At 61.8% G+C, this 21636-nt stretch carries 20 protein-coding genes; 12 read left to right on the top strand and 8 right to left on the bottom strand.

Going from position 1 to position 21636, the window contains the following annotated elements; genetic code table 11:
- Nucleotides 1–92: 92 nt before the first annotated feature.
- The 5 genes from AD666_RS03405 (at nt 93) to AD666_RS03380 (ending at nt 4964) form a co-directional block, all read left to right on the top strand.
- The gene (locus tag AD666_RS03405) at nt 93–710 is read left to right on the top strand and encodes an NUDIX domain-containing protein (protein ID WP_053147569.1); all 618 of its coding nucleotides are present in this window, start codon (nt 93–95) and stop codon (nt 708–710) included.
- The gene (locus AD666_RS03400) at nt 701–1153 is read left to right on the top strand and encodes a DUF1249 domain-containing protein (protein ID WP_003186471.1); all 453 of its coding nucleotides are present in this window, start codon (nt 701–703) and stop codon (nt 1151–1153) included. The genes AD666_RS03405 and AD666_RS03400 overlap by 10 nt, the downstream gene beginning before the upstream one ends.
- 114 nt (nt 1154–1267) lie before the next feature.
- On the top strand, nt 1268–2083 hold the full coding sequence (gene cpdA, locus AD666_RS03395) for a 3',5'-cyclic-AMP phosphodiesterase (protein ID WP_053147567.1): 816 nt from the start codon (nt 1268–1270) through the stop codon (nt 2081–2083).
- Nucleotides 2084–2873: 790 nt separating this feature from the next.
- Nucleotides 2874–3230, top strand: a complete 357-nt coding sequence (locus AD666_RS03390; RefSeq protein WP_053147565.1) for a DUF6124 family protein — start codon at nt 2874–2876, stop codon at nt 3228–3230.
- A 771-nt stretch (nt 3231–4001) separates the two neighbouring features.
- The gene (locus AD666_RS03380; RefSeq protein WP_053147561.1) at nt 4002–4964 is read left to right on the top strand and encodes an IS110 family transposase; all 963 of its coding nucleotides are present in this window, start codon (nt 4002–4004) and stop codon (nt 4962–4964) included.
- A gap of 72 nt (nt 4965–5036) precedes the next feature.
- Here the strand turns inward: AD666_RS03380 and AD666_RS03375 are convergent, their stop codons facing one another.
- The 5 genes from AD666_RS03375 to AD666_RS03355 form a co-directional block, all read right to left on the bottom strand.
- Entirely contained in the window at nt 5037–6353 is a 1317-nt protein-coding gene (locus AD666_RS03375) for a Na+/H+ antiporter family protein (protein ID WP_172679590.1), read from the bottom strand.
- 238 nt (nt 6354–6591) lie between these two features.
- Nucleotides 6592–7905, bottom strand: a complete 1314-nt coding sequence (locus tag AD666_RS03370) for a sensor histidine kinase (RefSeq protein ID WP_053147557.1) — start codon at nt 7903–7905, stop codon at nt 6592–6594.
- Between the two features lie 10 nt (nt 7906–7915).
- A complete protein-coding gene (locus AD666_RS03365; protein ID WP_053147555.1) occupies nt 7916–8584 on the bottom strand; it encodes a response regulator transcription factor in 669 nt (222 codons plus the stop codon).
- Nucleotides 8584–8895, bottom strand: coding sequence for a PepSY domain-containing protein (locus tag AD666_RS03360; protein ID WP_053147550.1), 312 nt, complete (start codon nt 8893–8895; stop codon nt 8584–8586). The genes AD666_RS03365 and AD666_RS03360 overlap by 1 nt, the downstream gene beginning before the upstream one ends.
- Nucleotides 8895–9203 carry a PepSY domain-containing protein gene (locus tag AD666_RS03355; protein ID WP_172679588.1) on the bottom strand — a complete coding sequence of 103 codons (309 nt, stop codon included), beginning with the start codon at nt 9201–9203 and terminating at the stop codon, nt 8895–8897. The genes AD666_RS03360 and AD666_RS03355 overlap by 1 nt, the downstream gene beginning before the upstream one ends.
- Before the next feature lie 247 nt (nt 9204–9450).
- Between AD666_RS03355 and AD666_RS03350 the strand changes: the two genes are divergently transcribed.
- The 5 genes from AD666_RS03350 (at nt 9451) to codA (ending at nt 14665) form a co-directional block, all read left to right on the top strand.
- On the top strand, nt 9451–10530 hold the full coding sequence (locus AD666_RS03350; RefSeq protein ID WP_053147548.1) for a hypothetical protein: 1080 nt from the start codon (nt 9451–9453) through the stop codon (nt 10528–10530).
- An 84-nt stretch (nt 10531–10614) separates the two neighbouring features.
- Complete coding sequence (gene queD, locus AD666_RS03345; RefSeq protein WP_047700553.1) at nt 10615–10971, top strand: 6-carboxytetrahydropterin synthase QueD; 357 nt, start codon at nt 10615–10617, stop codon at nt 10969–10971.
- Between the two features lie 75 nt (nt 10972–11046).
- On the top strand, nt 11047–11877 hold the full coding sequence (locus AD666_RS03340; protein WP_053147546.1) for an alpha/beta fold hydrolase: 831 nt from the start codon (nt 11047–11049) through the stop codon (nt 11875–11877).
- A 254-nt stretch (nt 11878–12131) separates the two neighbouring features.
- On the top strand, nt 12132–13403 hold the full coding sequence (gene codB, locus AD666_RS03335; protein ID WP_053147544.1) for a cytosine permease: 1272 nt from the start codon (nt 12132–12134) through the stop codon (nt 13401–13403).
- 14 nt (nt 13404–13417) lie between these two features.
- Nucleotides 13418–14665, top strand: coding sequence for a cytosine deaminase (gene codA / locus AD666_RS03330; RefSeq protein ID WP_053147542.1), 1248 nt, complete (start codon nt 13418–13420; stop codon nt 14663–14665).
- A gap of 180 nt (nt 14666–14845) precedes the next feature.
- Here codA and AD666_RS03325 read toward each other — a convergent pair whose 3' ends face one another.
- Nucleotides 14846–15838 (bottom strand): DeoR family transcriptional regulator, encoded by a 993-nt coding sequence (locus AD666_RS03325; protein ID WP_053147540.1) that lies wholly within the window; start codon nt 15836–15838, stop codon nt 14846–14848.
- A gap of 171 nt (nt 15839–16009) precedes the next feature.
- Between AD666_RS03325 and AD666_RS03320 the strand changes: the two genes are divergently transcribed.
- Nucleotides 16010–16666 carry a carboxymuconolactone decarboxylase family protein gene (locus AD666_RS03320; RefSeq protein WP_053147538.1) on the top strand — a complete coding sequence of 219 codons (657 nt, stop codon included), beginning with the start codon at nt 16010–16012 and terminating at the stop codon, nt 16664–16666.
- A 115-nt stretch (nt 16667–16781) separates the two neighbouring features.
- On the top strand, nt 16782–17933 hold the full coding sequence (locus AD666_RS03315) for an MFS transporter (RefSeq protein ID WP_053147537.1): 1152 nt from the start codon (nt 16782–16784) through the stop codon (nt 17931–17933).
- Nucleotides 17934–18076: 143 nt separating this feature from the next.
- Here the strand turns inward: AD666_RS03315 and AD666_RS03310 are convergent, their stop codons facing one another.
- Nucleotides 18077–20515 carry a TonB-dependent receptor gene (locus AD666_RS03310; protein WP_053147533.1) on the bottom strand — a complete coding sequence of 813 codons (2439 nt, stop codon included), beginning with the start codon at nt 20513–20515 and terminating at the stop codon, nt 18077–18079.
- A gap of 98 nt (nt 20516–20613) precedes the next feature.
- A complete protein-coding gene (locus tag AD666_RS03305) occupies nt 20614–21597 on the bottom strand; it encodes a FecR family protein (protein WP_053147530.1) in 984 nt (327 codons plus the stop codon).
- Nucleotides 21598–21636 lie beyond the last annotated feature (39 nt).

Below are 21636 nucleotides of genomic sequence, written 5' to 3'. Positions count from 1 at the left end.
GAAAGGGGCTGCATCAAAGGGGGTGGGCGCGTTAGGATGGCGCGAAGCCGAGGTAGGAACCTCGCATCGATCCGCTCCATACGAGGACTGTCATGACTGATTTCGCCAACGCCACACCGACCGCCGTGGACATCGTCAAGCGCGAAAACTGCTATCAGGGTTTCTACAAACTCGATCGCGTCCATCTGCGTCACGAATTGTTCGCTGGCGGCATGAGCCGTGAAATCAACCGTGAACTGTTCGTGCGCCACGATGCGGTGTGCGTATTGCCCTACGATCCGCAGCGCGATGAAGTGGTGCTCATCGAGCAGTTTCGCGTAGGCGCCATGGGCAAGACGGTCAATCCCTGGCTGGTGGAGCTGGTGGCCGGCCTGATCGACAAGGATGAACAGCCGGAAGAAGTTGCTCATCGTGAGGCACAGGAGGAAGCTGGGCTTGTCTTCACCGCGTTGTGGCCCATGACCAAGTATTTTCCCTCGCCGGGGGGCAGCAATGAGTTCGTGCATCTCTACCTGGGACGTTGCGACAGTGCTGGGGCGAGTGGCTTGCATGGTCTTGAAGAAGAGGCCGAAGACATCCGCGTGAAGGTCTGGGCCTATGAAGATGCATTGCAGGCGGTACGCGACGGACGTATCTGCAATGCGGCCAGCATCATTGCCTTGCAATGGCTGGCCTTGAACCGCGATGAAGTGAGGGGGCTATGGTCCTGAACAAGCTGCGCGATCGCTATCGCGTCGATCTGGTGGGGTTGCAGGCGGCCTGTGAGGCCAACTACGCCCGCCTGATGCGCTTGTTGCCGGACATGCGTAACGACCCGGCGCCGCGCCGCATCGCCGTGACCCACGGCGACCAGATGCTCGGCGTGCTGGCCCTCGAAGTGTTGCAAACCTGTCCGTACACCACCACGTTGCAGGTGCGTCAGGAGCACAGCCTGCCCTGGTTGCCGGTGCCGCAACTGGAAGTTCAGGTCTACCACGATGCACGCATGGCCGAAGTGGTCAGCGCTGAACATGCACGACGCTTTCGCGGCATCTATCCTTATCCCAATGCCTCGATGCACCAGCCGGACGAGAAGGCCCAGTTGAACCTGTTCCTGGGCGAGTGGCTGAGTCATTGCCTGGCGCTGGGTCATGAGTTCGAAGTGGTTCGCTAGCTTTGCCGGTTGCGGGTTGTGAACCGGTTCCGGTTCGCGGGTTTCCCCTTTCGATCATCCCCCGCATAATTGCGACTTCATCCAATGGCGTGATCGCGCCTGGGAGAGAGCGATTTGCCGAGCGTATCCACCTTGACCACCGCCGATGCGGCGTTGTTGGTCCAACTGTCCGACACCCATTTGTTCGCCGAGGCCGACGGCGAGTTGTTGGGCATGAACACCCGTGACAGCCTGCGGGCCGTGATCGACCTGGTCCTGGGACAACAACCGGACATTGACCTGTTGCTTGCCACGGGTGACTTGTCCCAGGACGGTACGCGGCAATCCTATGAGGCGTTCCGGCAGATGAGCGGGCGGATCGGCGCGCCGGCGCGTTGGCTTCCGGGCAATCATGATGAACCGCGGGTAATGCTGGAAGCTGCGGTCAAGAGCACGTTGCTCGATCCGGTGGTGGACGTTGGCAATTGGCGCGTTACGTTGCTGGACTCTGCGGTGCCAGGTTCGGTGCCGGGGTTTCTGGCCGAGGAACAATTGATTCTGTTGGCCAATGCCTTGAGCGAGGCGCCGGAGCGGCATCATCTGGTGTGTTTGCATCATCATCCGGTGTCGATTGGCTGCCCCTGGATGGAGTCCATCGGGTTACGTAACCCCGAGGCGCTGTTCGCGGTGCTGGATCGGTTTCCTCAGGTGCGGGCTGTGCTTTGGGGGCATGTGCACCAAGAGATCGACCGGGAGCGCAATGGGGTGCGGTTGTTGGCTTCGCCTTCGACCTGTATTCAGTTTGAGCCTGGTTCTGTGGATTTTGCGGTGGATGAGCAGGCGCCGGGGTATCGGTGGTTGCGGCTTTGGCCGGATGGGCGGTTGGAGACGGGGGTTGAGCGGGTGGTTGGGTTTTCGTTTTCTGTTGATTACGAGTCCAACGGGTACTGACCTGCTCGCTCACTGATCAACCTGTGGGAGCGAGCCTGCTCGCGATGGCGGCCTCATCGAGTACATATCCATTTCTGTGGTAACGGCCACCTATGGTTCCGCCCTTACGGCGGGTCACTTTTGGCAAACGCCCCAAAAGTAACCAAAAGGTCTGTGCCCCACCACTGGGCACCTCGCCAAGGCGAGGTGTTCCCTCACTCCGGCATTACTCCGTGGGCCCGCCGCGAAGGGCCATCCATGGCCCAGCGCGGCTATCCCGGCATCCATGCCGGGATGCCCACTACGCAATGCCTGCGTTCGGCCCTTGTGGTTAATGGGGCGTCTCAGATCATAAGCCAAAGCAAAGCAAAACAAAGCAAAGCGAGGCGGCCTGATGGCCGACCTGACTCTTCCGGTTCTAACCCAATCAAACTGTGGGAGCGAGCTTGCTCGCGATGGCGGCTTTACAGTCGACCTAAATCTGTGGGAATGGTCGGACACACTTTTGATTCAGGAAGATTTTTCCGACGAGTTCTGGCGGTTGCCGGGTGGGAAGGGCTCTCTTTACTCTCGGGCCGTCGCTGCCAATTCAGCGACCGGGCTTGGAAACCTGACCAGTAAACAGCGCAAATGCGCTCCTCATAACGTAAGCTTGCGTCCGTTTTCGCACGATTCGTTATGGCGGCTGTGCGCGGGAGACCTTCGGGGTCTGCCGGGCTCGTTTACCCTGGTTTTCCAACCTGCGTACGGCTGCCACCCCCTCGCTTGGAAACGAACGTGGCAGCTCCAACCAGTAAACGGAATGCCACATATGATCAAAGTTACTCCCAATCCTCCAGAAACCGCCTCTACCTCAGCCGACGTCGGCTCCGATTCGAAGAAAATCGATGAAGTCACCGAACGCGTCCTGAACCATTACCTCGACCCAAAACCCCAACCCAAGAAAAAACCAATACCCGGCCAGCTGTTCACTGTCGTGGAGGGCCTGGACAGTGAAACGCTCTTGGCTAACCTCAGTGAGACGCTGGCCTCCGCCAACGCCCTGCTCAATGATCTGACCTTTGACCTGGACGGATCACGTCGGCATATCGCCTCGGGTGTCCAGCAGATGATCGAACTCAGTGAGTTATTGGCGAGTCGGGCATTGGATATCGTTGATCCGCGCTGACGTAGAACCATTCGACATTGAAGCAACCTGACCCACCGCTATCGCGAGCAGGCTCGCTCCCACAGTTGGATCGCAGGGCAACCGGGAGAAACAGGCCGGCTGTCAGATCGTCTCGCGAGCAAGCTTTGCTCCCACAGGTGGTGGCTATCGGTACAGGCCGCTTCGCTCTTGTTCTTGCTCTTGCTCTTGCTCTTGCTCTTGCTCTTGCTCTTGCTCTTGCTCTTGCTCTTGCTCTTGCTTTGGCTTTTGATCTTGGACGCCCCGTTAACCACAAGGGCCGAACGCAGGCATTGTGTAGTGGGCAACCCGGCATGGATGCCGGGTTAGCCGCGCTGGGCCATGGATGGCCCTTCGCGGCGGGCCCACGGAGCAATGCCGGAGTGAGGGAACACCTCGCCTTGGCGAGGTGCCCAGTGGTGGGGCAGAGCGCTTTTGGTTACTTTTGGCGCTTTTCCAAAAGTGACCCGCCGTAAGGGCGGAACCCTAAGCGGCCGTTACCGCAGCAATGGATATGTACCCGGTCAAAAAATCCACACAGACCGACACAAAGCCATCGCGAGCAGGCTCGCTTGTATGTTTAGACTTGAAGGGGTGGGCGGGACTAAAAGCTCGATTCCGACTCTAGCCAGTACGGACCGTGGGAGACTTCTCGTCCCGCCCCTTCTACCCAAAGCGCCAATAAGGAATTCATCGACAAGATCGACGATAGATGCAAGCCAGCGCAAAGGTAGACCCCGACAAGCACCTAAACCCTAGCCCCGAGGATTTGTTATGACAATCCTTACCTCGCAAACGGTTGTTGGCATTGATGTCGCTAAGGCCGAAATCGCTGTATATCGCTCTGATCTGCAAACGATAGATACCGTTAAGAATGATCGAACAACCCTAAAACGCTGGCTTAAAACGTTGCCCGCCCAAAGCGCCATTGCCATTGAAGCTACCAACATTTATCACCTGGACACCGTCGACTTGGCTCATGCGATGGGGCATCAGGTTTATGTCGTGGATGCTTATCGGGTAAGTAACTATCGTCGCGGCATTGGGCAGCGAGCCAAGAACGATCCTTGTGATGCTCGTTTGTTAGCGCGGTATTTGACCAATGAACAGCACGAGCTGCGGCTCTGGTGTCCCCCTCCAAAGGCCTACACAACGCTAAAGAGCTTGCTTCATAGACGTGCGACGCTGGTCAGAAATCATACCGCTCTGATGTTGAGCTGGATCGACGAGCCTCTGCTGAAGGAAGCGCTGGCCACTCAGCAAACAGCCTTTGAGCAAGCGATCAAGGCTATTCAGAAACTGCTACGAAAGGTCAGCAAAGACTCAGGAATTGCAGAAAACATCGTCCGTTGTAAAGCCATCGAAGGCGTAGGCGAGCTGGTCGCAACCGGACTGGCCACCAGTTACATGCGGGGCAATTTTGCGAACAGCAATGCATTTATTGCGTTTTTGGGAATGGACCTGAGGGTGGATGACTCTGGCAAAAAGAATGGCCCCCGGTATCTAACCAAGAAAGGCGATCCAGAGATAAGGCGCTTAGCTCACATCGCTGCGATGACGGCCTCTCGCTCGCCTAGATGGAAACCCTTCTACGAGTCATACCTGGCAAGAGGCTTTTCAAAAACTCAGGCATTGGTGGTGCTTGCCCGTAAGCTCTGCCGAGTTGCATTCGCTCTGATGAAAAATCAGAGCGAATACCAGCCGAAGCCGATGTTGCAGGGTTGCCCTGCAACATAGAATCTCCCACATTGGAATGCAATTCCCTGTGGGAGCGAGCCTGCTCGCGATTGAGGCGACTCGGTCTTGAGGCTACAGCACCATCGCCGCCACCCAACCAAACGCCAGCAGCGGCAGGTTGTAGTGGATGAAGGTCGGCACCACAGTGTCCCAGATATGGTTGTGCTGGCCGTCGATGTTCAGGCCGGAGGTCGGGCCCAGGGTCGAATCCGAGGCCGGCGAGCCGGCATCGCCGAGAGCACCCGCCGTACCGACGATGCAGACGATGGCCAGCGGGCTGAACCCCAATTGCAGGCACAGCGGTACGAAAATCGTCGCCAGGATCGGTACCGTGGAAAACGACGAGCCGATGCCCATGGTCACCAGCAGCCCCACCAGCAGCATCAGCAGCGCGCCGATGCCCTTGTTATGGCCGATCCAGCCTGCAGATGCTTCCACCAGGCTCTGGACTTCACCGGTGGCCTTCATCACTTCGGCGAAACCCGAGGCGGCGATCATGATAAAGCCGATCATCGCCATCATCTTCATGCCTTCGGTGAACAGATCGTCGGTCTCGCGCCAGCGCACCACGCCTGACAGCGAAAAGATCAGGAAGCCGACCAGGGCACCGATGATCATCGAATCCACCAACAGTTGCACTGCGAACGCCGCCACCACTGCAAGCCCGGCCACCATCAGGCTCATCGGGTTATAGCGCACTGCCACCTGCTCGACCCGGGCGATTTTCTTCAGATCGTAGACCCGCTTCCTGCGGTAGCTGAAGAACGACAGCAGCAGGCCGAACACCATGCCCAGCGCGGGGATGCCCATGGCGTGGGTGACGTTGATGCCGCTGACATCCACGCCGCTGCGGGCGATGTTGGCCAGCAGAATTTCATTGAGGAAGATGTTGCCGAAGCCCACCGGCAGGAACATGTAGGGGGTGATCAGGCCGAAGGTCATGACGCAGGCGATCAGCCGGCGGTCGAGCTGGAGCTTGGTCAGCACATACAGAAGCGGCGGTACCAACAGCGGGATGAAGGCGATGTGGATCGGCAGGATGTTCTGGGAAGCGACGGCGACGCTGCCCAACAAGCCGATCAGCACCCACTTCACACCGGAACCACCGGCGGCGTCCTGGCGATCCACCATGGCCAGAGCCTTGTCGGCCAAGGCATGGGCCATGCCGGACTTGGCAATCGCCACCGCGAACGCGCCGAGCAACGCATAGGACAACGCCACCGTCGCCCCACCGCCCAGGCCGGCGTTGAACGCCTTGAGCGTCGCCTCGATGCCCAGGCCACCGGTCATGCCACCCACCAACGCGCCGATAATCAGCGCGATCACCACATGCACGCGGGACAGGCTGAGTACCAACATGACGCCAACCGCGGCAATTACTGCATTTATCATCGTTACCTCAAAGCACAGCGATGGAAAGCCACCGGACAAAAAGGTCGCGACTGTGCAGCAAGCGGCGCCAGGCTGCAAGGGCCATGCGGCGGGTTTTCGAACGCTACGTTGTCGCACCGTCCCTGTGGGAGCGGGCTTGCTCGCGAAAACGTCGTGTCAGTCATGAATTTTCAGCTGACACACCGCTTTCGCGAGCAAGCCCGCTCCCACAAGGGGTCTTGGGTCGTGAAGTACGTCAGCGCTTAGGCAGTTCAATCAGGACTTTCAACCCGCCCCATTCACTGTCATGCAAGGCCAGTGTCCCGCCCCAGGTATCGACGATGTCCCGTACGATGCCGAGCCCCAGGCCATGGCCATCGGTCTGTTCGTCCAGGCGCGTGCCTCGGCTGAACACCTGGTCGCGCCGGTCCGCAGGGATGCCAGGGCCGTCGTCTTCCACCGCCAGAACGAATGCCCCAGCCGTCTCGGTCACGGTCAGGCGCACTTCGGCGTCCGCCCATTTGCAAGCGTTGTCCAACAGGTTGCCCAGCAGCTCCAGCAGGTCCTCGCGGTCCCAGGGCAAATGCAGGCCTGGCGCGGCGACGTATTCCAGATGCAGGTGCTCACCGTGAATCATGTTCAACGTCGCCAGCAGTCCCGGCAGTTCGGTATCGCAGTCCAGGTGTGCCCCCGGCAAGGCGTCGCCGGACAGCCGGGCACGGTTGAGTTCACGATTCAGGCGCTGCCGGACCTGCTCCAGCTGATCGAGCAGCAATGCACGCAATTCAGGGTACGGATCGAGCTTTTCGTTCGAGGCCAGACTTTGCAGCACCGCCAGCGGGGTCTTCAAGGCATGACCCAGGTTGCCCAAGGCATTGCGCGAACGCTTGAGACTGTCTTCTGTGTGGGCCAGCAAGTGGTTGATCTGCGCCACCAGCGGTTCCAGCTCCCGGGGCACCTGCTCGTCGAGTTGCGAGCGCTGCCCGCGCTGGAGCTGAGCAATCTGTTCCCGGGCCCGCTCCAGCGGGCGCAGGGCCCGGTGCACCGTGAACCGTTGCAGCAACAGAATCAGCAGCAACCCCGCCAGGCCAAGGCCAAGGCCGATCTGTTGCATGCGTCGAAAACTATCGCGCACTGGCGTGTAGTCCTGAGCCACGCTGATGGTGATCGCCTGTCCAAGGCGTCGGTAGTCGGTGCGCAGTACCAGCAGCTTCTGCCCTTCCGGCCCCAGTTGCAGGTTACTGTGCAGGCCCGGATGGTCGAGCCGGGGCAGTTCCTGGTCCCACAGGGAGCGGGAACGCCAGTGCACGTCGGCAAAATCGATGCGGAAATAGTGCCCGGAGAACGGCCGCAGGTAAGCCGGCGACAAGCGTCGCTCATCCAGTTGCAATCCCTGGGGGCCACGCACCAGGGCCACCAGCAGGCTTTCACTGTCGTTGCGCAAACCCGCTTCCAGGTAACGCTGCAGACCCAGTTCGAACAGCCACAGGCTGGTCTGCGCCAGGACCAGGCCGACCACCACCATCACACCGATCAGGCCCAGGCTCAGGCGCCGCTGGATGGACCTCACGGCCTGGCGCTCATTGCGCCTGTCCGCCGAACAGGTAACCCTGGCCGCGACGGGTTTCGATCACGCTACGCCCCAGCTTGCGCCGCAGGTGGTTGACGTGAACTTCAAGCACGTTGGAGTCACGCTCGGTTTCACCGTCGTACAGATGTTCGGCGAGGTGGCTCTTGGACAGGATCTGCTCGGGATGGAGCATGAAATAGCGCAACAGGCGAAATTCGGCGGCGGTGAGCTGGATGTCCGTGCCATCGCGAACCACGCACTGCCGGCCCTCATCCAGATGCAAGCCGGCGGCCTGGAGCGTCGGCTGGTTCGCCTGGCCGTGAGACCGGCGTAGCAATCCCTGGACCCGCAGGTGCAACTCTTCAGGGTGAAAGGGCTTGGTCAGGTAGTCGTCGGCACCGGCCTTGAGACCTTCGATGCGCTCGGCCCAGGAACCCCGCGCCGTGAGAATCAACACGGGGGTGCTCAAGCCACCGGCCCGCCATTGGGCCAGCACGTCGAGCCCCGGAACCCCCGGCAGGCCAAGATCGAGGATGATCAGGTCATAGGGCTCGCTGCTGCCCTGGTACACCGCGTCGCGACCATCGGCGAGCCAATCGACGGCATAACCCTGCCGCGTCAGCCCGGCCATCAACTCGTCGGCCAGGGGAACATGATCTTCCACCAGAAGCAGGCGCATCAGTCTTCCTTATCTTTGAGTAAACGGCCGGTCTTGGCCTCAAGGTCCAGTTCGCGCACGACGCCGTCGGTATCCAGCAGCTCGACCTCGTAAATATAAACGCCGTGCTTCTCTTCCAGCTCGGCCTCCAGCAGCTTGGCGCCGGGGTGCAGGTCCAGCGCCTGTTGCAGCAGGTGTTCCAGCGGCAATATCACGCCCTGTTGGCGCAATTGCAGGGCCTCGTCCTGGTCGAGGTCCCGAGCCATGACCACCGAGCAAAACGCCAGCAGCGCCAGCGGCCATGGACGGCGGGCGCATCGATTAAGCTTCATTACGTATCCTGATGATTCTTGAGCACCTCACCGGTCACGGCGTCCAATTCCAGGTCCCAGTCAATGCCCTTGGCATCGCGCAGTTCCACTTGATAGATGAACTTGCCGTACTCTTCTTCCAGCTCGGCATCGGTCAACGTGGCGCCAGGGTGTTTGGCCAAGGCAGCAGCGTCGAGTTTTTCATAGGTCAGAATGGTACCAGCGTCCCTCAGTTTTTGGGCCTCGTCGTCTGTAAGATCTCGTGCGTGGGCCAGGCCAGCACCGAGGGCCATGAGCATCGCGATGAAAAAGGCAGTCAGGCGGTTCACGGGGTGTCTCCTTTTTATAATCGTCACGGGGCGACTGTATCGGGATGAACTTAACTGAAACTGAATTGCCATCATTGAACCCAGATCAATGTGGCCAAACTCTTGTGTGTGGGAGCGGGCTTGCTCGCGAAAGCGGTGGGTCAGTTTGCACCAATGTCCGATGTGCTGACGCCTTCGCAAGCAAGCCCGCTCCCACTGCAAGAGCGTGCCGCTATAATCCGTTGCTTGCCCAAGCCAAGAGACCGGTATGACCGCCATCCATATCAAGTTCCCTGCCCTCACCCTCAAGGCCGGCCCCCGGGCTTTCGCACGGATTCGCCAGGCGGGCCTCGACGCGGCCGACGTCGGTATCCTGCCCGGCGCCGCCGGCGGTCCCAAGGCCTTGGGGATCCAGGGGCTGGACCTGGCCTTGTTTGGCGAATGGCTGCCCGCCGCCCCCCGGGAGCGTTCGCTGATCGGGGCCTCGGTGGGTTCCTGGCGCTTCGCCAGCGCCTGCCTGCCGGACGCCGCCGAAGGGATCCGGCGCCTGGGTACCCTGTACAACGAGCAAAGCTTCTCCAAAGGCGTGACCATGGCCAGTGTCAGCCAGAGTTCGCAGCGCATGCTCGACGACCTGCTCGAAGGCCGCGACGCTTCGATCCTCGGCAATCCTCATTATCGGCTCAACATCATGGTGGTCAAAAGCCATGGACTGCTTGCCCAGGATCATCGCGGACGGCTGGGCCTGGGACTGTCGTCGGTGATTGCGGACAACCTGCGCGGCCGCGCCCGGCTGTCGCGCCACTTTGAACGGCTGATCGTCCACGACCCTCGCCTGGCGCCACCCTTGCACCCTCTGAACGATTTTCCATCGCGCTTCGTCCCGCTGGAAGCCGGTAACCTGCGCCAGGCGTTGCTGGCGTCGGGTTCGATTCCGATGGTGATGGAGGGCGTGCGCGACCTGCCGGGCGCAGGTGCCGGTACCTATCGTGATGGCGGCCTGCTGGACTATCACCTCGACCTGCCCTACAGCGGCGATGACATCGTGCTGTATCCACACTTTACCGACCGGGTGATTCCCGGTTGGTTCGACAAGACCCTGCCGTGGCGCCGGGCCAACGTCGAGCGCCTGCAAGACGTGCTGTTGCTCGCGCCGTCCCGGGAGTACCTGGCTCGCCTGCCCTTCGGCAAACTGCCGGACCGTAACGACTTCAAGCGCTTCATGGGCGATGACCCGAGCCGCCGCAAATACTGGCGCACCGCAATGGACGAAAGCCGACGGCTGGGCGACGAGTTCCTTGAGCTGGCGGCAAACGGCGGGCTGGGGGAGCGTTTGCTGACCCTTTAGTCAGCACGGTCGCGCAACGCCGGGGCCAACCTGATAAACTCCGCCGCCTGCTTCGCGACCGCTACCTTAAAGAGCCCGAACCCCGTGGAAATCTTCAAAGAATTTACCTTCGAATCCGCCCACCGCCTGCCCCACGTCCCGGACGGCCACAAATGCGGCCGCCTGCACGGCCACTCGTTCAAGGTGGCGATCCACCTGAGCGGCGACATCGACCCACATACCGGCTGGATTCGTGATTTCTCGGAAATCAAGGCGATTTTCAAGCCGCTGTACGAGCGCCTGGACCACAACTACCTCAACGACATCCCCGGTCTGGAAAACCCCACCAGCGAAGTCCTCGCCAAGTGGATCTGGAATGAGTTGAAGCCGTTGTTGCCGGAACTCAGCGCCATTCGCATCCATGAGACGTGCACCAGCGGCTGCATCTATCGCGGCGAGTGACCGGTGCCTGGCGGCTGATCGGCCAGTTTTTTGTGACTATGCTCTTGGATTCGAACATGCCAAGAGGACACGCCAATGACCCACTGGCCGCTGGATCAGGTATACGACTTCAACGGACATGCCATCCGCTACGCTATCCAGGGCGATGGCCCGCCGCTGGTATTTGTCCACGGAACGCCCTTCTCCTCCTATGTCTGGCACCGAATCGCCCCGCTGTTCCTTGCCACCCACACCGTGCATTACTTCGACCTGCTGGGCTATGGCCAATCGGCACAACCCGACGCGGACGTGTCCCTCGGGGTGCAAAACCAACTGCTCGCGCAACTGCTGGAGCATTGGGGCCTGGACAGCCCGGATGTGGTGGCTCACGATTTCGGCGGCGCCACCGCGCTGCGCACGCATTTACTCAATGGCAAAAACTACCGCAGCCTGACCCTGATCGACCCGGTGGCACTGTCGCCCTGGGGATCCCCCTTCGTGCAGCATGTACGCCGACACGAAGCCGCTTTCAGCGGACTGCCTGACTACATTCAACGGGCCATCGTACCGACGTACATCCGCGGCGCAATCAAACGGGACATTCCGGACGAGGAACTGGCGCCGTATGTCCAGCCCTGGCTAGGCGAGACAGGCCAGGCCGCGTTCTACCGGCAGATTGCGCAAATGGACGAACGCTATACCCGTGAAGCTGAAGGCAGGTATCCGCACGTGCGTTGCCCGACCCAGATACTGTGGGGAGAAGACGACCAGTGGATCCCCATCGAACGCGGCCGGGCCCTGCAACGGATGATCCCGGGAGCGCAATTTCATCCCGTTCCGAACGCCGGGCACCTGGTCCAGGAAGATGCGCCGGAAGCCATCGTGGCGGCGCTGTTGCGATTTCTGCCATTGCACTGCGCGGCCTGAAGAGCGCTGTACTTTCTGTGGGAGCGGGCTTGCTCGCGAAGGCGGTGTGTCAGTCAATCCATTGATAGCTGACAGATCGCCTTCGCGAGCAAGCCCGCTCCCACATCCGTGATCCAACTTGAATCACCCCCGCACCGCTTTTGCCCTCTTCCCTCACGAAATTCCCCGGTTTGACTATAAATAACTCGCGATCACTCGTTTGGCACGGCCGCTGCAGGCTTGCGACTTTCCTCTCTGACCGCAAGGACCGCCACATGACCCAGAACGATCCGGGCAACGACTACCCGCTGAGTGAAGTGCCGATGCATGCCCGCAAGGGCCTGGCTTCCACGGCCATGGTGCTGCTGGGCTTCACCTTCTTCACCGCCACGATGTTTGCCGGGGGCAAGCTGGGGGTGGCGTTCGGCTTTGCCGAGATGCTCACAGTGATCGTGATCGGCAACCTGCTGCTGGGCCTTTATGCCGCGGGCCTGGGCTACATCGCGTTCAAGAGCGGGCTCAATTCGGTGCTGATGGGTCGTTTCTGCTTCGGTGAGGTGGGCAGCAAGCTCAGCGACCTGATCCTGGGCTTCACGCAGATCGGCTGGTACGCCTGGGGCACGGCGACCGCGGCCGTGGTGCTGGGCAAGTATTTTCAGTTAGACCAAAGCACCGTGTTGGGCTTGATGGTGCTGTTCGGCCTGGGCTTTTGTGCCACGGCCTACATCGGTTATCGGGGGTTGGAAATCCTTTCGTATATCGCTGTGCCAGCCATGATGTTGCTGCTGATGCTGTCGATGTGGGTGGCGACGGTGAAGGTCGGTGGCTTCGACGGCTTGCTGGCCGTGGTACCCACGGGCAGCCTCGACTGGTCCACGGCGATCACGCTGGTGTTTGGCACCTTCGTCAGCGGCGCGACCCAGGCCACCAACTGGACACGCTTTTCCCGCTCGGCGAAAGTCGCGGTGCTGGCGAGCCTGATCGGCTTCTTCCTCGGCAACGGCCTGATGGTGCTGATCGGCGCCTACGGGGCTATCGTTTACCAACAGCCGGACGTGGTCGAAGTGCTGCTGTTGCAGGGCTTCGCCATGGCGGCGATGGCGATGCTGCTGCTCAACATCTGGAGTACCCAGGACAATACCATCTACAACTTCGCCGTGGCCGGCTGCAACCTGCTGCGCACCGGTCGTCGCAAGACCGTCACCCTGGGCGGCGCGGTGATCGGCACGCTGCTGGCGCTGCTGGGCATGTACGACATGCTGGTGCCGTACCTGATCCTGCTGGGCACGGTCATCCCACCCATTGGCGGCGTGATCATGGCCGACTTCTTTTTCCGCTGGCGCGGCCATTACCCACGCCTGGCCGATGCACGGCTGCCAGCATTCAATTGGCCCGGATTGTTGGCCTATGGGCTCGGCACCGTCGCCGCGTTCAACTCGCCATGGATCGCGCCACTGGTAGGAATCGCCACCGGCGCGCTAACGTATGTGTTATTGACCGGCGTCATGGGTACCCGCACCGCTGTTGCGCCACTCCAAGACCTATAACAAGGACTCGCCCGATGCACATCATCAACGCCCGCCTGCGCAACCGCGAAGGCTTGCATGAGCTGCACCTGGAAAACGGCCTGATCGCCAACATCGCCCGCCAGACCGAAGCCCCCAGCCTCGGCCCCGACGACCTCGATGCCGGCGGCAACCTGGTGGTGCCGCCCTTTGTCGAACCGCACATACACCTGGACGCCACCCTCACCGCCGGCGAACCGCGGTGGAACATGAGCGGCACGCTGTTCGAAGGCATCGAGTGTTGGGGTGAGCGCAAAGCCACCATCACCCAGGAGGACACCCGGACCCGCGCCCAAAAAACCATCCAGGCCCTCGCCGCCCATGGCATCCAGCACGTGCGCACCCACGTCGACGTGACCGACCCCGAACTCACCGCCCTCAAGGCCATGCTGCAAGTGCGCGAGGAGAGTCGTCATCTGGTCGACATGCAGATCGTCGCGTTTCCCCAGGAAGGCATCGAGTCCTACCGCAACGGCCGCGAGCTGATGGAAGAAGCGATTCGCATGGGCGCCGATGTGGTGGGCGGTATCCCGCATTTCGAATACACCCGCGACCAGGGTGTCAGTTCGGTGAAATTCCTGATGGACCTGGCCGAACGCACCGGCTGCCTGGTGGATGTGCACTGCGACGAAACCGACGACCCGCATTCGCGCTTCCTGGAAGTGCTCGCCGAAGAAGCCCGCAGCCGCGACATGGGCAGCCGGGTGACCGCCAGCCACACCACGGCCATGGGCTCCTATGACAATGCCTACTGCGCGAAGCTGTTTCGTCTGCTCGGCCACTCGGGCATCAGTTTTGTCTCCTGCCCCACCGAAAGCATCCACTTGCAGGGACGCTTCGACACCTTTCCCAAGCGCCGCGGCGTCACGCGGGTCAATGAACTGCTCGAAGCCGGGATGAACGTGTGCTTCGGCCAGGACTCCATCGTCGACCCGTGGTACCCGCTGGGCAACGGCAACATCCTGCGGGTACTGGAAGCCGGGCTGCACATCTGCCACATGCTCGGCTACCGCAACCTGCAAAGCGCCCTGGACCTGGTCACGGACAATAGCGCCAAGGCCATGGCCCTGGGCGAGCGCTACGGGTTGGAACCCGGACGGCCGGCGAACCTGTTGATCCTGTCGGCCGACAGTGATTACGAAGTGATCCGCAGCCAGGGGTTGCCGCTTTATTCGATTCGCAATGGCGCAGTGTTGATGAAGCGGCAGATGCCGGTGGTGGAGTTTGGGGCTCAGGTGGGTTGAGTTCCTGTGGGAGTCCGCTCGCGATGGAGTTGGTCCAGATGCATTGATGTTCGGCATGCTGGCCCCTTCGCGAGCAAGCCCGCTTCCACACAGGTTCTGCACCGAACATAAAGTTAATGCCCACTGAAGATCGAGTGTGGGAGCGGGCTTGCTCGCGAAGGGGCCATCAGCCACACCCCCTCACTCAAGGACTCTGGCAGCCCCGAACAAACTCACCCGTATCAGTTCCCCACCCTGCTCCTGCAACAGGATCGGCGCCGTGCCGCCCGGCATGACGACTTTCAACGGGCCCGCCGTCACCCAGCCCACCCGCCACGCAGCGCACGCCACGGCGCTGGCGCTGGTGCCTGAGGAGGCGGTGGGACCTTCGCCGCGCTCGAAGACGCGGGCGGCGATTCGTCCCGGAGCTTCGAGCCGGGCCCATTGCAGGTTCACACCCGCCTGACAGGGAACCCCGTCCCCACCGGGCGCGGCATAGGCGATGCGCGTCAGGCTTTGCGACAACGCCGTGGCGCGCATCTGCGAGTTGTCCGGCAAGGCCTCGGCGCTATCGACCAGCGTCACACAGTGCGGATTGCCGATGCTCACGAACTGGCTGTGGCCCCATGCCGGGTTCAGCGCGTGCAGCCCGGCCACCCGGCTGATGTCCCGTTGATTGACCGTCACCGTCTCCACGCCCCGCGCACCCACCGCCTGAGGTCCGAACGCAGGCTGCCCCAGGTCCAGCCAGAAACCCGAGAAGCCCTCGAACTCGGCGGGCCGGACCGACGTTTGCAAGGGTGACTGGCCGTCGCCCTTGCCATGATGGACCTGCAACACATAATCGCCGTCACCCGGCATCAAGCCCTGCTCTCGCAACGCCTGGGAAAAGATCGTCAGGCCATTGCCGCTGCGCTCGGCCAGGGTGCCATCGGTGTTGACGATCAATAGATCGAAGGGCGGTTTGTCCTGGAACGGACCGATCAGCAGACCATCGCTGCGATGAGCCTTGGCATCGGGCGGTGCTTCACCGGGCGCCCAGGCACAAAAGGCCTCTATGGAGGCCTTTGCCCAGGCGCCGCGAGCCTGTGCAGCCTGGACCGCCGAGAATGGCAGATCCACGCCCTGAGCACGGACCTGTTGCGGTGATACAACCCCATAGATATTGCCGCGCGCATCGTAGAACTGTGACATGGACCGGTCCTGAACCAGGAAAGCCGCCACTTTAAAGGCTGATACACAAAAGCACACCTGCGGCGCCTGCACCCCGGCAAGACGTCGCGTCCGCACCTGTCAGGTCTGACAGGTGCGGACCTGATCGGCGACCCCGTATTTTGGGCACTCCCACCGAACAAGGAGCCCAGTATGAAGCGCAAACCTCACGTCAGCCCCATGGCCGAGCTCTACAGCGAAGGCCGCAAACACTTCATCGAGCTGGTACCCGACGGCGGCGCTCGGCTCGATGCGCTGTTTCATACCGCACCGGCACTCGGTGAGCTCGCGGTAGGCGTCGTGTATGGCCATCTGCAGAGTCGGCCCGGCCTCGACCCGCGCCTGCGAGAGGCTGCGACGCTAGCTGCCATCGTGGCGGCCGGTATGGTGGGGCCACCCCTGAGCGTGCATTTCAGGACCGGCATGGCGTCCGGCCTGGCGCCAGGAGAAATCACCGAACTGGTCGTGCAAGCCAGCGCCTTTACCGGCTTTCCCAGGGCTGTCGCCACGGCCGATCAACTCAATCGATTGTTCGAAGAGGCCGGTCTCGTCTCGCCACCGCCACCCACGCCGCGCGAAGTGGCGATCGCTTTCTGCGACAGCGTGCGCGAGGGGCGTCCCCCCATGCCCGTCGACATCAAGATCAAGCGTGCGCTGCGCCAGGCCCAACGCCTGGCGGCCCAGGCCACCTCGGCCCGGAACGTGATCGTGCAATGCTTCGATGACCACCAGGCCTTTCCCACCAGCCTTCTTTACCTGGAAGTAGAGGCAGACCGTGTGGTGAGTGTCCGGCTGTTCAAGGATCGGTAGGCCATTGAAGGATGGCGCCTCAAGGCATTGGCACCTCGGGGTCGCGGTGCGGTCAGTGGATATGCAAGCATAGGCGCTTGCCCGCACCAAACAACGCAAAACCAAAGGACGCTTCATGACCGCCATCACGCCACCGCCCACCTTCATTCCCGGACGCCTGGAACAGATGTCCACCCGCATTGCCTATCTCATCGCCGGTGTCGGCATCGCGGCCTGGGCGCCGCTGGTGCCTTATGCCAAGGTCCGGGCCAATCTCGATGAAGGCACTCTCGGGCTGCTGCTGTTGTGCCTGGGGGTGGGGTCGATCCTGGCGATGCCGATTTCCGGTGCGCTGGCGGCGCGGTTCGGCTGCCGTCGGGTGCTCAGCGGCGGCACGATCCTGATCTGTCTGGCGCTGCCGTTGCTGGCAACGATGACAACGCTGCCCTGGCTAGTGGCTGCGTTGTTCGTGTTCGGCGCCGGGCTTGGCACCGTGGATTCGACGGTCAACCTGCAAGCGGTGATCGTCGAGCGAGCCAGTGGCAAGACCATGATGTCGGGCTTCCACGGCATGTTCAGCCTGGGGGGCATCATCGGTGCGGCTGGGGTCAGTGCCTTGCTCGGCCTTGGGCTGTCGCCCTTGGGGGCGACACTGGTGGTCAACGCCTTGCTGTTGGTGGCGCTGTTCAAGGCGGCACCGCATCTGCTGCCCTACGGCAGTGAGAGTTCGGGACCGGCGTTTGCCATTCCCCATGGCGTGGTGTTGTTCATCGGCATCCTCTGTTTCATCGTATTTCTGGCCGAGGGCGCGGTGCTGGACTGGAGTGCGGTGTTCCTGGCCACCGAGCGCGGGGTGGAAACCGCCTACGCCGGACTGGGTTATGCCGCGTTCGCGCTGACGATGACCGTCGGCCGGTTGACGGGCGATTCAGTGGTGCATCGCCTGGGCGCCCGGCGCGTGATCATCTACGGCGGCGCGACCGCCGCGGCCGGGTTCCTGCTGGCGACCCTGGCACCGATGTGGCAGGCGGCGTTGCTGGGATATGGGTTGGTGGGGGCTGGTTGTTCGAACATCGTGCCGGTGCTGTACACCGCCGTCGGCAAGCAGACCCTGATGCCCGAAGCAATTGCCGTACCGGCCATCACCACCATCGGTTACGCCGGCATCCTTGCCGGTCCGGCGCTGATCGGGTTCGTGGCCCACGGCAGCAGCCTGAGCATTGCGTTCGGGCTGATTGCGCTGTCACTGGTGGCGGTGGCGATCAGCGGCAAAGTGCTCAAAGTCTGAACCTGTAGGAGCGAGACTGATGAGGGAGCAAGACTGTGGGAGCAAGGCTTGCCCGCGATGCAGGCAACTCGATTGCGGGAAGACCGCAGCGCTTCCATCGCGGACAAGCCTTGCTCCCACAGTGTCGATCCTCCTACCCTCTGTCAGAACCCCACGCTGGCCTGCACGAAGAACGTCCGCGGCGCCCCCACGTAGATCCCCGAGTTGTTGTCGCTCGAACGGGTGTAGTACTGGTGATCGAACAGGTTTTTCACCCCGGCGCCGACTTTCAGGTTCGACATTTGCTCACCGAAGTCATAGCCGCCGCGCACGTTCCACAATACGTAGCCCGGCATGTCGCCGAACTGCCCGTCGGCGCTGCCGTCGGTGATGTAGTTGTCACTGAAGCTGCCATCGGCGTTCACGTTGTTACCGGGTGAGCGTTGCTTGGATTGGGCAAAGGCATCGAGGTTGTAGGTCCAACGGTTGACTTCATAGCGCAAGCCCAGGTTCGCCACCTGACGGGAGTAGAACGGCAGGTCGCGGCCCTTGAAACTCGGGATCTGGCCTTCGTAGGTCGCTCGGGTGTAGGTGAAACCTGCATTGGCGCTCAAGCCTTCGAGACGGGGGTCCAGCGCGGCCAGGTCATAGTGCACCGAGGCTTCCAGGCCCTGGTGCTTGGTGGCGCCCATGTTGGTCCAGCCGATGTCGTTGCTGATGTACTGCAGTTCGTCATCGAAATCGATGTAGAACAGCGTTACCTCCCCACCCCACACGTCATCGTTGTAGCGCGTACCAATCTCGTAGGTCTTGGCTTTTTCCGGGCTCAAGCCATCGGCCGTGTTATTGCCGTTGCCGCCCTGGCCGAGCTGGAAATACTGCAGGCTGCCGAACGACGTTTCGTAGTTGGCGAACAGCTTCCACGCATCGGACAAGTGGTACATCACGCTCAGGGCCGGCAATGGCTCGTTGCTGTCGATGCTGCGGCGCTTTTCCTGCACGGGGCGGCCGGAGGTGTCGAGCACCGGCCGGTCGTGCCATTCGGTGCTGATGCTTTCGAAGCGGATGCCCGGCGTAATGGTCCACTTGCCGACGTCGATCTTGTCATCGATGTAGACCGCATGGGCCTCGGTGCCGCCGGTACGGTCCTGGTAGACATGGCCATCGGAGCCGGGACGCACCACCGGCTGATTATCCCGCAGCGCCAGGCGACTGGCCTCTTCGTGCATGCCTTCTTTGAGGTAGCGATAGCCGATGCTGGCCTCTTGGGTGGTAGAACCCAGGTCAAACACATGGGACACCCGCGGCTCGATACCGAAGGTGTAGTAGGTGCGGGGGTATGACACCAGGTTGCGCTGGTCCCGCGAGGCGATGGTGCTGCCGCGGTAGCTGTCGGAGTAATAGGTCAACACTTCGGCCTGGGTGCGGTCGCTGATTTCCCGGATCCACTTGAAGGACACGTCCTTGCGCCGGCCGGCAAAAGTGTCCCAGTCGCGGTCGGACTGGTACGGGTCGGCGTCATATTGCGCCTGGGTCAAGCCGCCCGGCATGTCGGCCTTGGCGTCGTAATAGTGAAAATTCAGTGAGAAATCGTCCACGTCGGTGGGCGCCCAGTGGGTCTTGAGGATGACGTCGTCGATGTCGTTACCGTTGTTGCTCTGGCGATAACCGTTGCCGTTGACGCCCGAATACAGGAGCGCAACGCCCAGGCCATTGTCGGCGGTGCCGCCGAGGAACGCCGTGTCGATGTGCTTCCAGCCGCCGCGCTGGGAAGTCTCCAGGGTAGAGCCGATTTCACCGGTGGCTTTCTCGGGAATGGCGCGGGTCACGAAGTTGATCACCCCGCCGACGTTCTGCGGCCCGTAGCGCACGGAGCCAGCGCCACGTACCACATCGATGCTGTCCAGGTTGCCCGAGGAAATCGGCGCCATGGACAGTTGCGGCTGGCCATAAGGCGCGAACGCCGCCGGCACGCCGTCGATGAGCACCGTGGAGCGCGGCGACAGGCGCGAAGTGAGTCCGCGAACGCCGACGTTGAGGGAAATATCGCTGCCACCGGTGCCGTTGGCATCCTGCACTTGCACGCCGGGCACACGTCGCAGCACATCGCCGACGTTCATGGCGCCCTGTTCCTGCATCGCCTCGCGGCGGATCACCGTACGTGCGCCGGGGTGGTTCTGCACCACTTCGGCGTTGGCATCGCCGAGCCAGTCGCCGACTACCTGGATATCCGTGGTGCCCAGCTCCAGCGGACCGCCGTTGGTGGCCGAAGGCGCCGGCAGCACCGTCACCGAGCCGTCATTGATCTGATATTGCAGGCCACTGCCTTGCAGCAACTGGCGCAGAGCCGCTTCCGGGGACAAGTTGCCATCCACCGCCGGCGCCTGCTTGCCCGCCACCAGTTCCGGGCTGAAGAACACTTGCAACGAGGTCTGCTGCGCCAGTTGGCTCAAGGCCTGGCCCAGCGGCTGCGCCTGGATATGGATAGCGCTGGTCGTCTGATCGGCGAACGCCTGGGGCATCGCGGCGCTGACCGCCAGCGTCAAGGCCAGTGGCAACCAGCGTGGGTGGAGGCGTTTGTTGTTTTTGGCAGAAGTTTTCACGTCGAACCTTGTCCTGTGGAATAGCAAGAATACGCGTCTGTTAATGAAAACCAGTTGCAGTTGGACAAGAAGACGAAGAACTCGAAAAAAACCTGAATCTACCGCGCAATTATTTCCTGGCTGCCGTCCTCCAGCGTACGGATGGCCACGGGCAGGATATTCGGCAAGGCTTTGAGCAGCGCCTCGGGGTTGTCCGAGCGGAACACGCTGGTCAGGCGCAGGTTGCCCACCGCCGCGCTGCCGACCCGCAGGGGTTTGGCGCGATAGCGGGAAACCTCTTCGGCCACCTCATTCAACGAGGCATTGGTGAACACCAGCTTGCCATTGCGCCAGGCAGTGAGCGCATCGGCATCGATGGCATAAGGCGTGGCGACCTTGCCCTGGGCGTCGATCTGGGTACCCAGGCCAGCCGTGAGGCTGACAAAGCGGGCCTGGGACACATCGCGCCCCTGGACCTTGACGCTGCCCTGCTCCACTGCCACCCGGGTCTTGTCTAGGTCACGACGCACGTCGAAGCGCGTCCCGGTGACTGTCACCTGGCCGTTGCCGGCATCAACGGTGAAAGGTCGGCCCGCGTCATGCTCGACGCGAAACAAGGCCTCGCCTTCGGCCAATTCCACCCGCCGTTGATGGTGCGCGTATTGAATACGCACCCGGCTGCGACTATTGAGATCGATTACCGAACCATCCGGCAGCGCGACGTGCCGGCGCTCACCGAGGGCCGTGGCGAATTCAGCGCTGTAGTCGGTGGAAGAGCCCAGGCCGCTGAACAGCCCCAACCCGACGGTCATCGCCAGCAACCCGGCGGCCACGGCATAGCGCAGCAATGGTCGACGCGAGGGGCGTTTGGCGGGCGGTTCGCACAACGCTCGCAGACGCTCCCGGGGCAGCAAGTCCGTCGCGCTCCAGATGCCTTGCAGTAGCTGGATTTCATCTCGATGGTTGGGGTGTTCGTCCAGCCAGCCATTAAAACGCTGACGCTCTTCGACACTCATGACAGGGGCTTGCAAGCGCACGAACCATTGCGCCGCCTCGTCGCGAACCCGGTTCTGCCCGCAGGGGCATTCACGGCTATCCATCATGGAAGGTCCTCGGGTTCGGGGGAACGGGTTCAAGTGAAA

This window comes from Pseudomonas sp. Pf153 (assembly GCF_001269775.1).
Lineage (GTDB): Bacteria > Pseudomonadota > Gammaproteobacteria > Pseudomonadales > Pseudomonadaceae > Aquipseudomonas > Aquipseudomonas uvaldensis.
The sequence above is the reverse complement of the archived record's forward strand: the minus strand, read 5'-3'. Positions and strand labels throughout refer to the sequence as shown.

Coding starts and splice junctions, on each gene's coding strand:
- AD666_RS03340 (WP_053147546.1), top strand. CDS start 11,047: ATGACCCACTGGCCGCTGGATCAGGTATACGACTTCAACGGACATGCC.
- codB (WP_053147544.1), top strand. CDS start 12,132: ATGACCCAGAACGATCCGGGCAACGACTACCCGCTGAGTGAAGTGCCG.
- AD666_RS03305 (WP_053147530.1), bottom strand. CDS start 21,597: ATGATGGATAGCCGTGAATGCCCCTGCGGGCAGAACCGGGTTCGCGAC.
- AD666_RS03360 (WP_053147550.1), bottom strand. CDS start 8,895: ATGAAGCTTAATCGATGCGCCCGCCGTCCATGGCCGCTGGCGCTGCTG.
- AD666_RS03315 (WP_053147537.1), top strand. CDS start 16,782: ATGACCGCCATCACGCCACCGCCCACCTTCATTCCCGGACGCCTGGAA.
- AD666_RS03380 (WP_053147561.1), top strand. CDS start 4,002: ATGACAATCCTTACCTCGCAAACGGTTGTTGGCATTGATGTCGCTAAG.
- AD666_RS03365 (WP_053147555.1), bottom strand. CDS start 8,584: ATGCGCCTGCTTCTGGTGGAAGATCATGTTCCCCTGGCCGACGAGTTG.
- AD666_RS03400 (WP_003186471.1), top strand. CDS start 701: ATGGTCCTGAACAAGCTGCGCGATCGCTATCGCGTCGATCTGGTGGGG.
- AD666_RS03320 (WP_053147538.1), top strand. CDS start 16,010: ATGAAGCGCAAACCTCACGTCAGCCCCATGGCCGAGCTCTACAGCGAA.
- AD666_RS03350 (WP_053147548.1), top strand. CDS start 9,451: ATGACCGCCATCCATATCAAGTTCCCTGCCCTCACCCTCAAGGCCGGC.
- codA (WP_053147542.1), top strand. CDS start 13,418: ATGCACATCATCAACGCCCGCCTGCGCAACCGCGAAGGCTTGCATGAG.
- AD666_RS03390 (WP_053147565.1), top strand. CDS start 2,874: ATGATCAAAGTTACTCCCAATCCTCCAGAAACCGCCTCTACCTCAGCC.
- AD666_RS03405 (WP_053147569.1), top strand. CDS start 93: ATGACTGATTTCGCCAACGCCACACCGACCGCCGTGGACATCGTCAAG.
- AD666_RS03325 (WP_053147540.1), bottom strand. CDS start 15,838: ATGTCACAGTTCTACGATGCGCGCGGCAATATCTATGGGGTTGTATCA.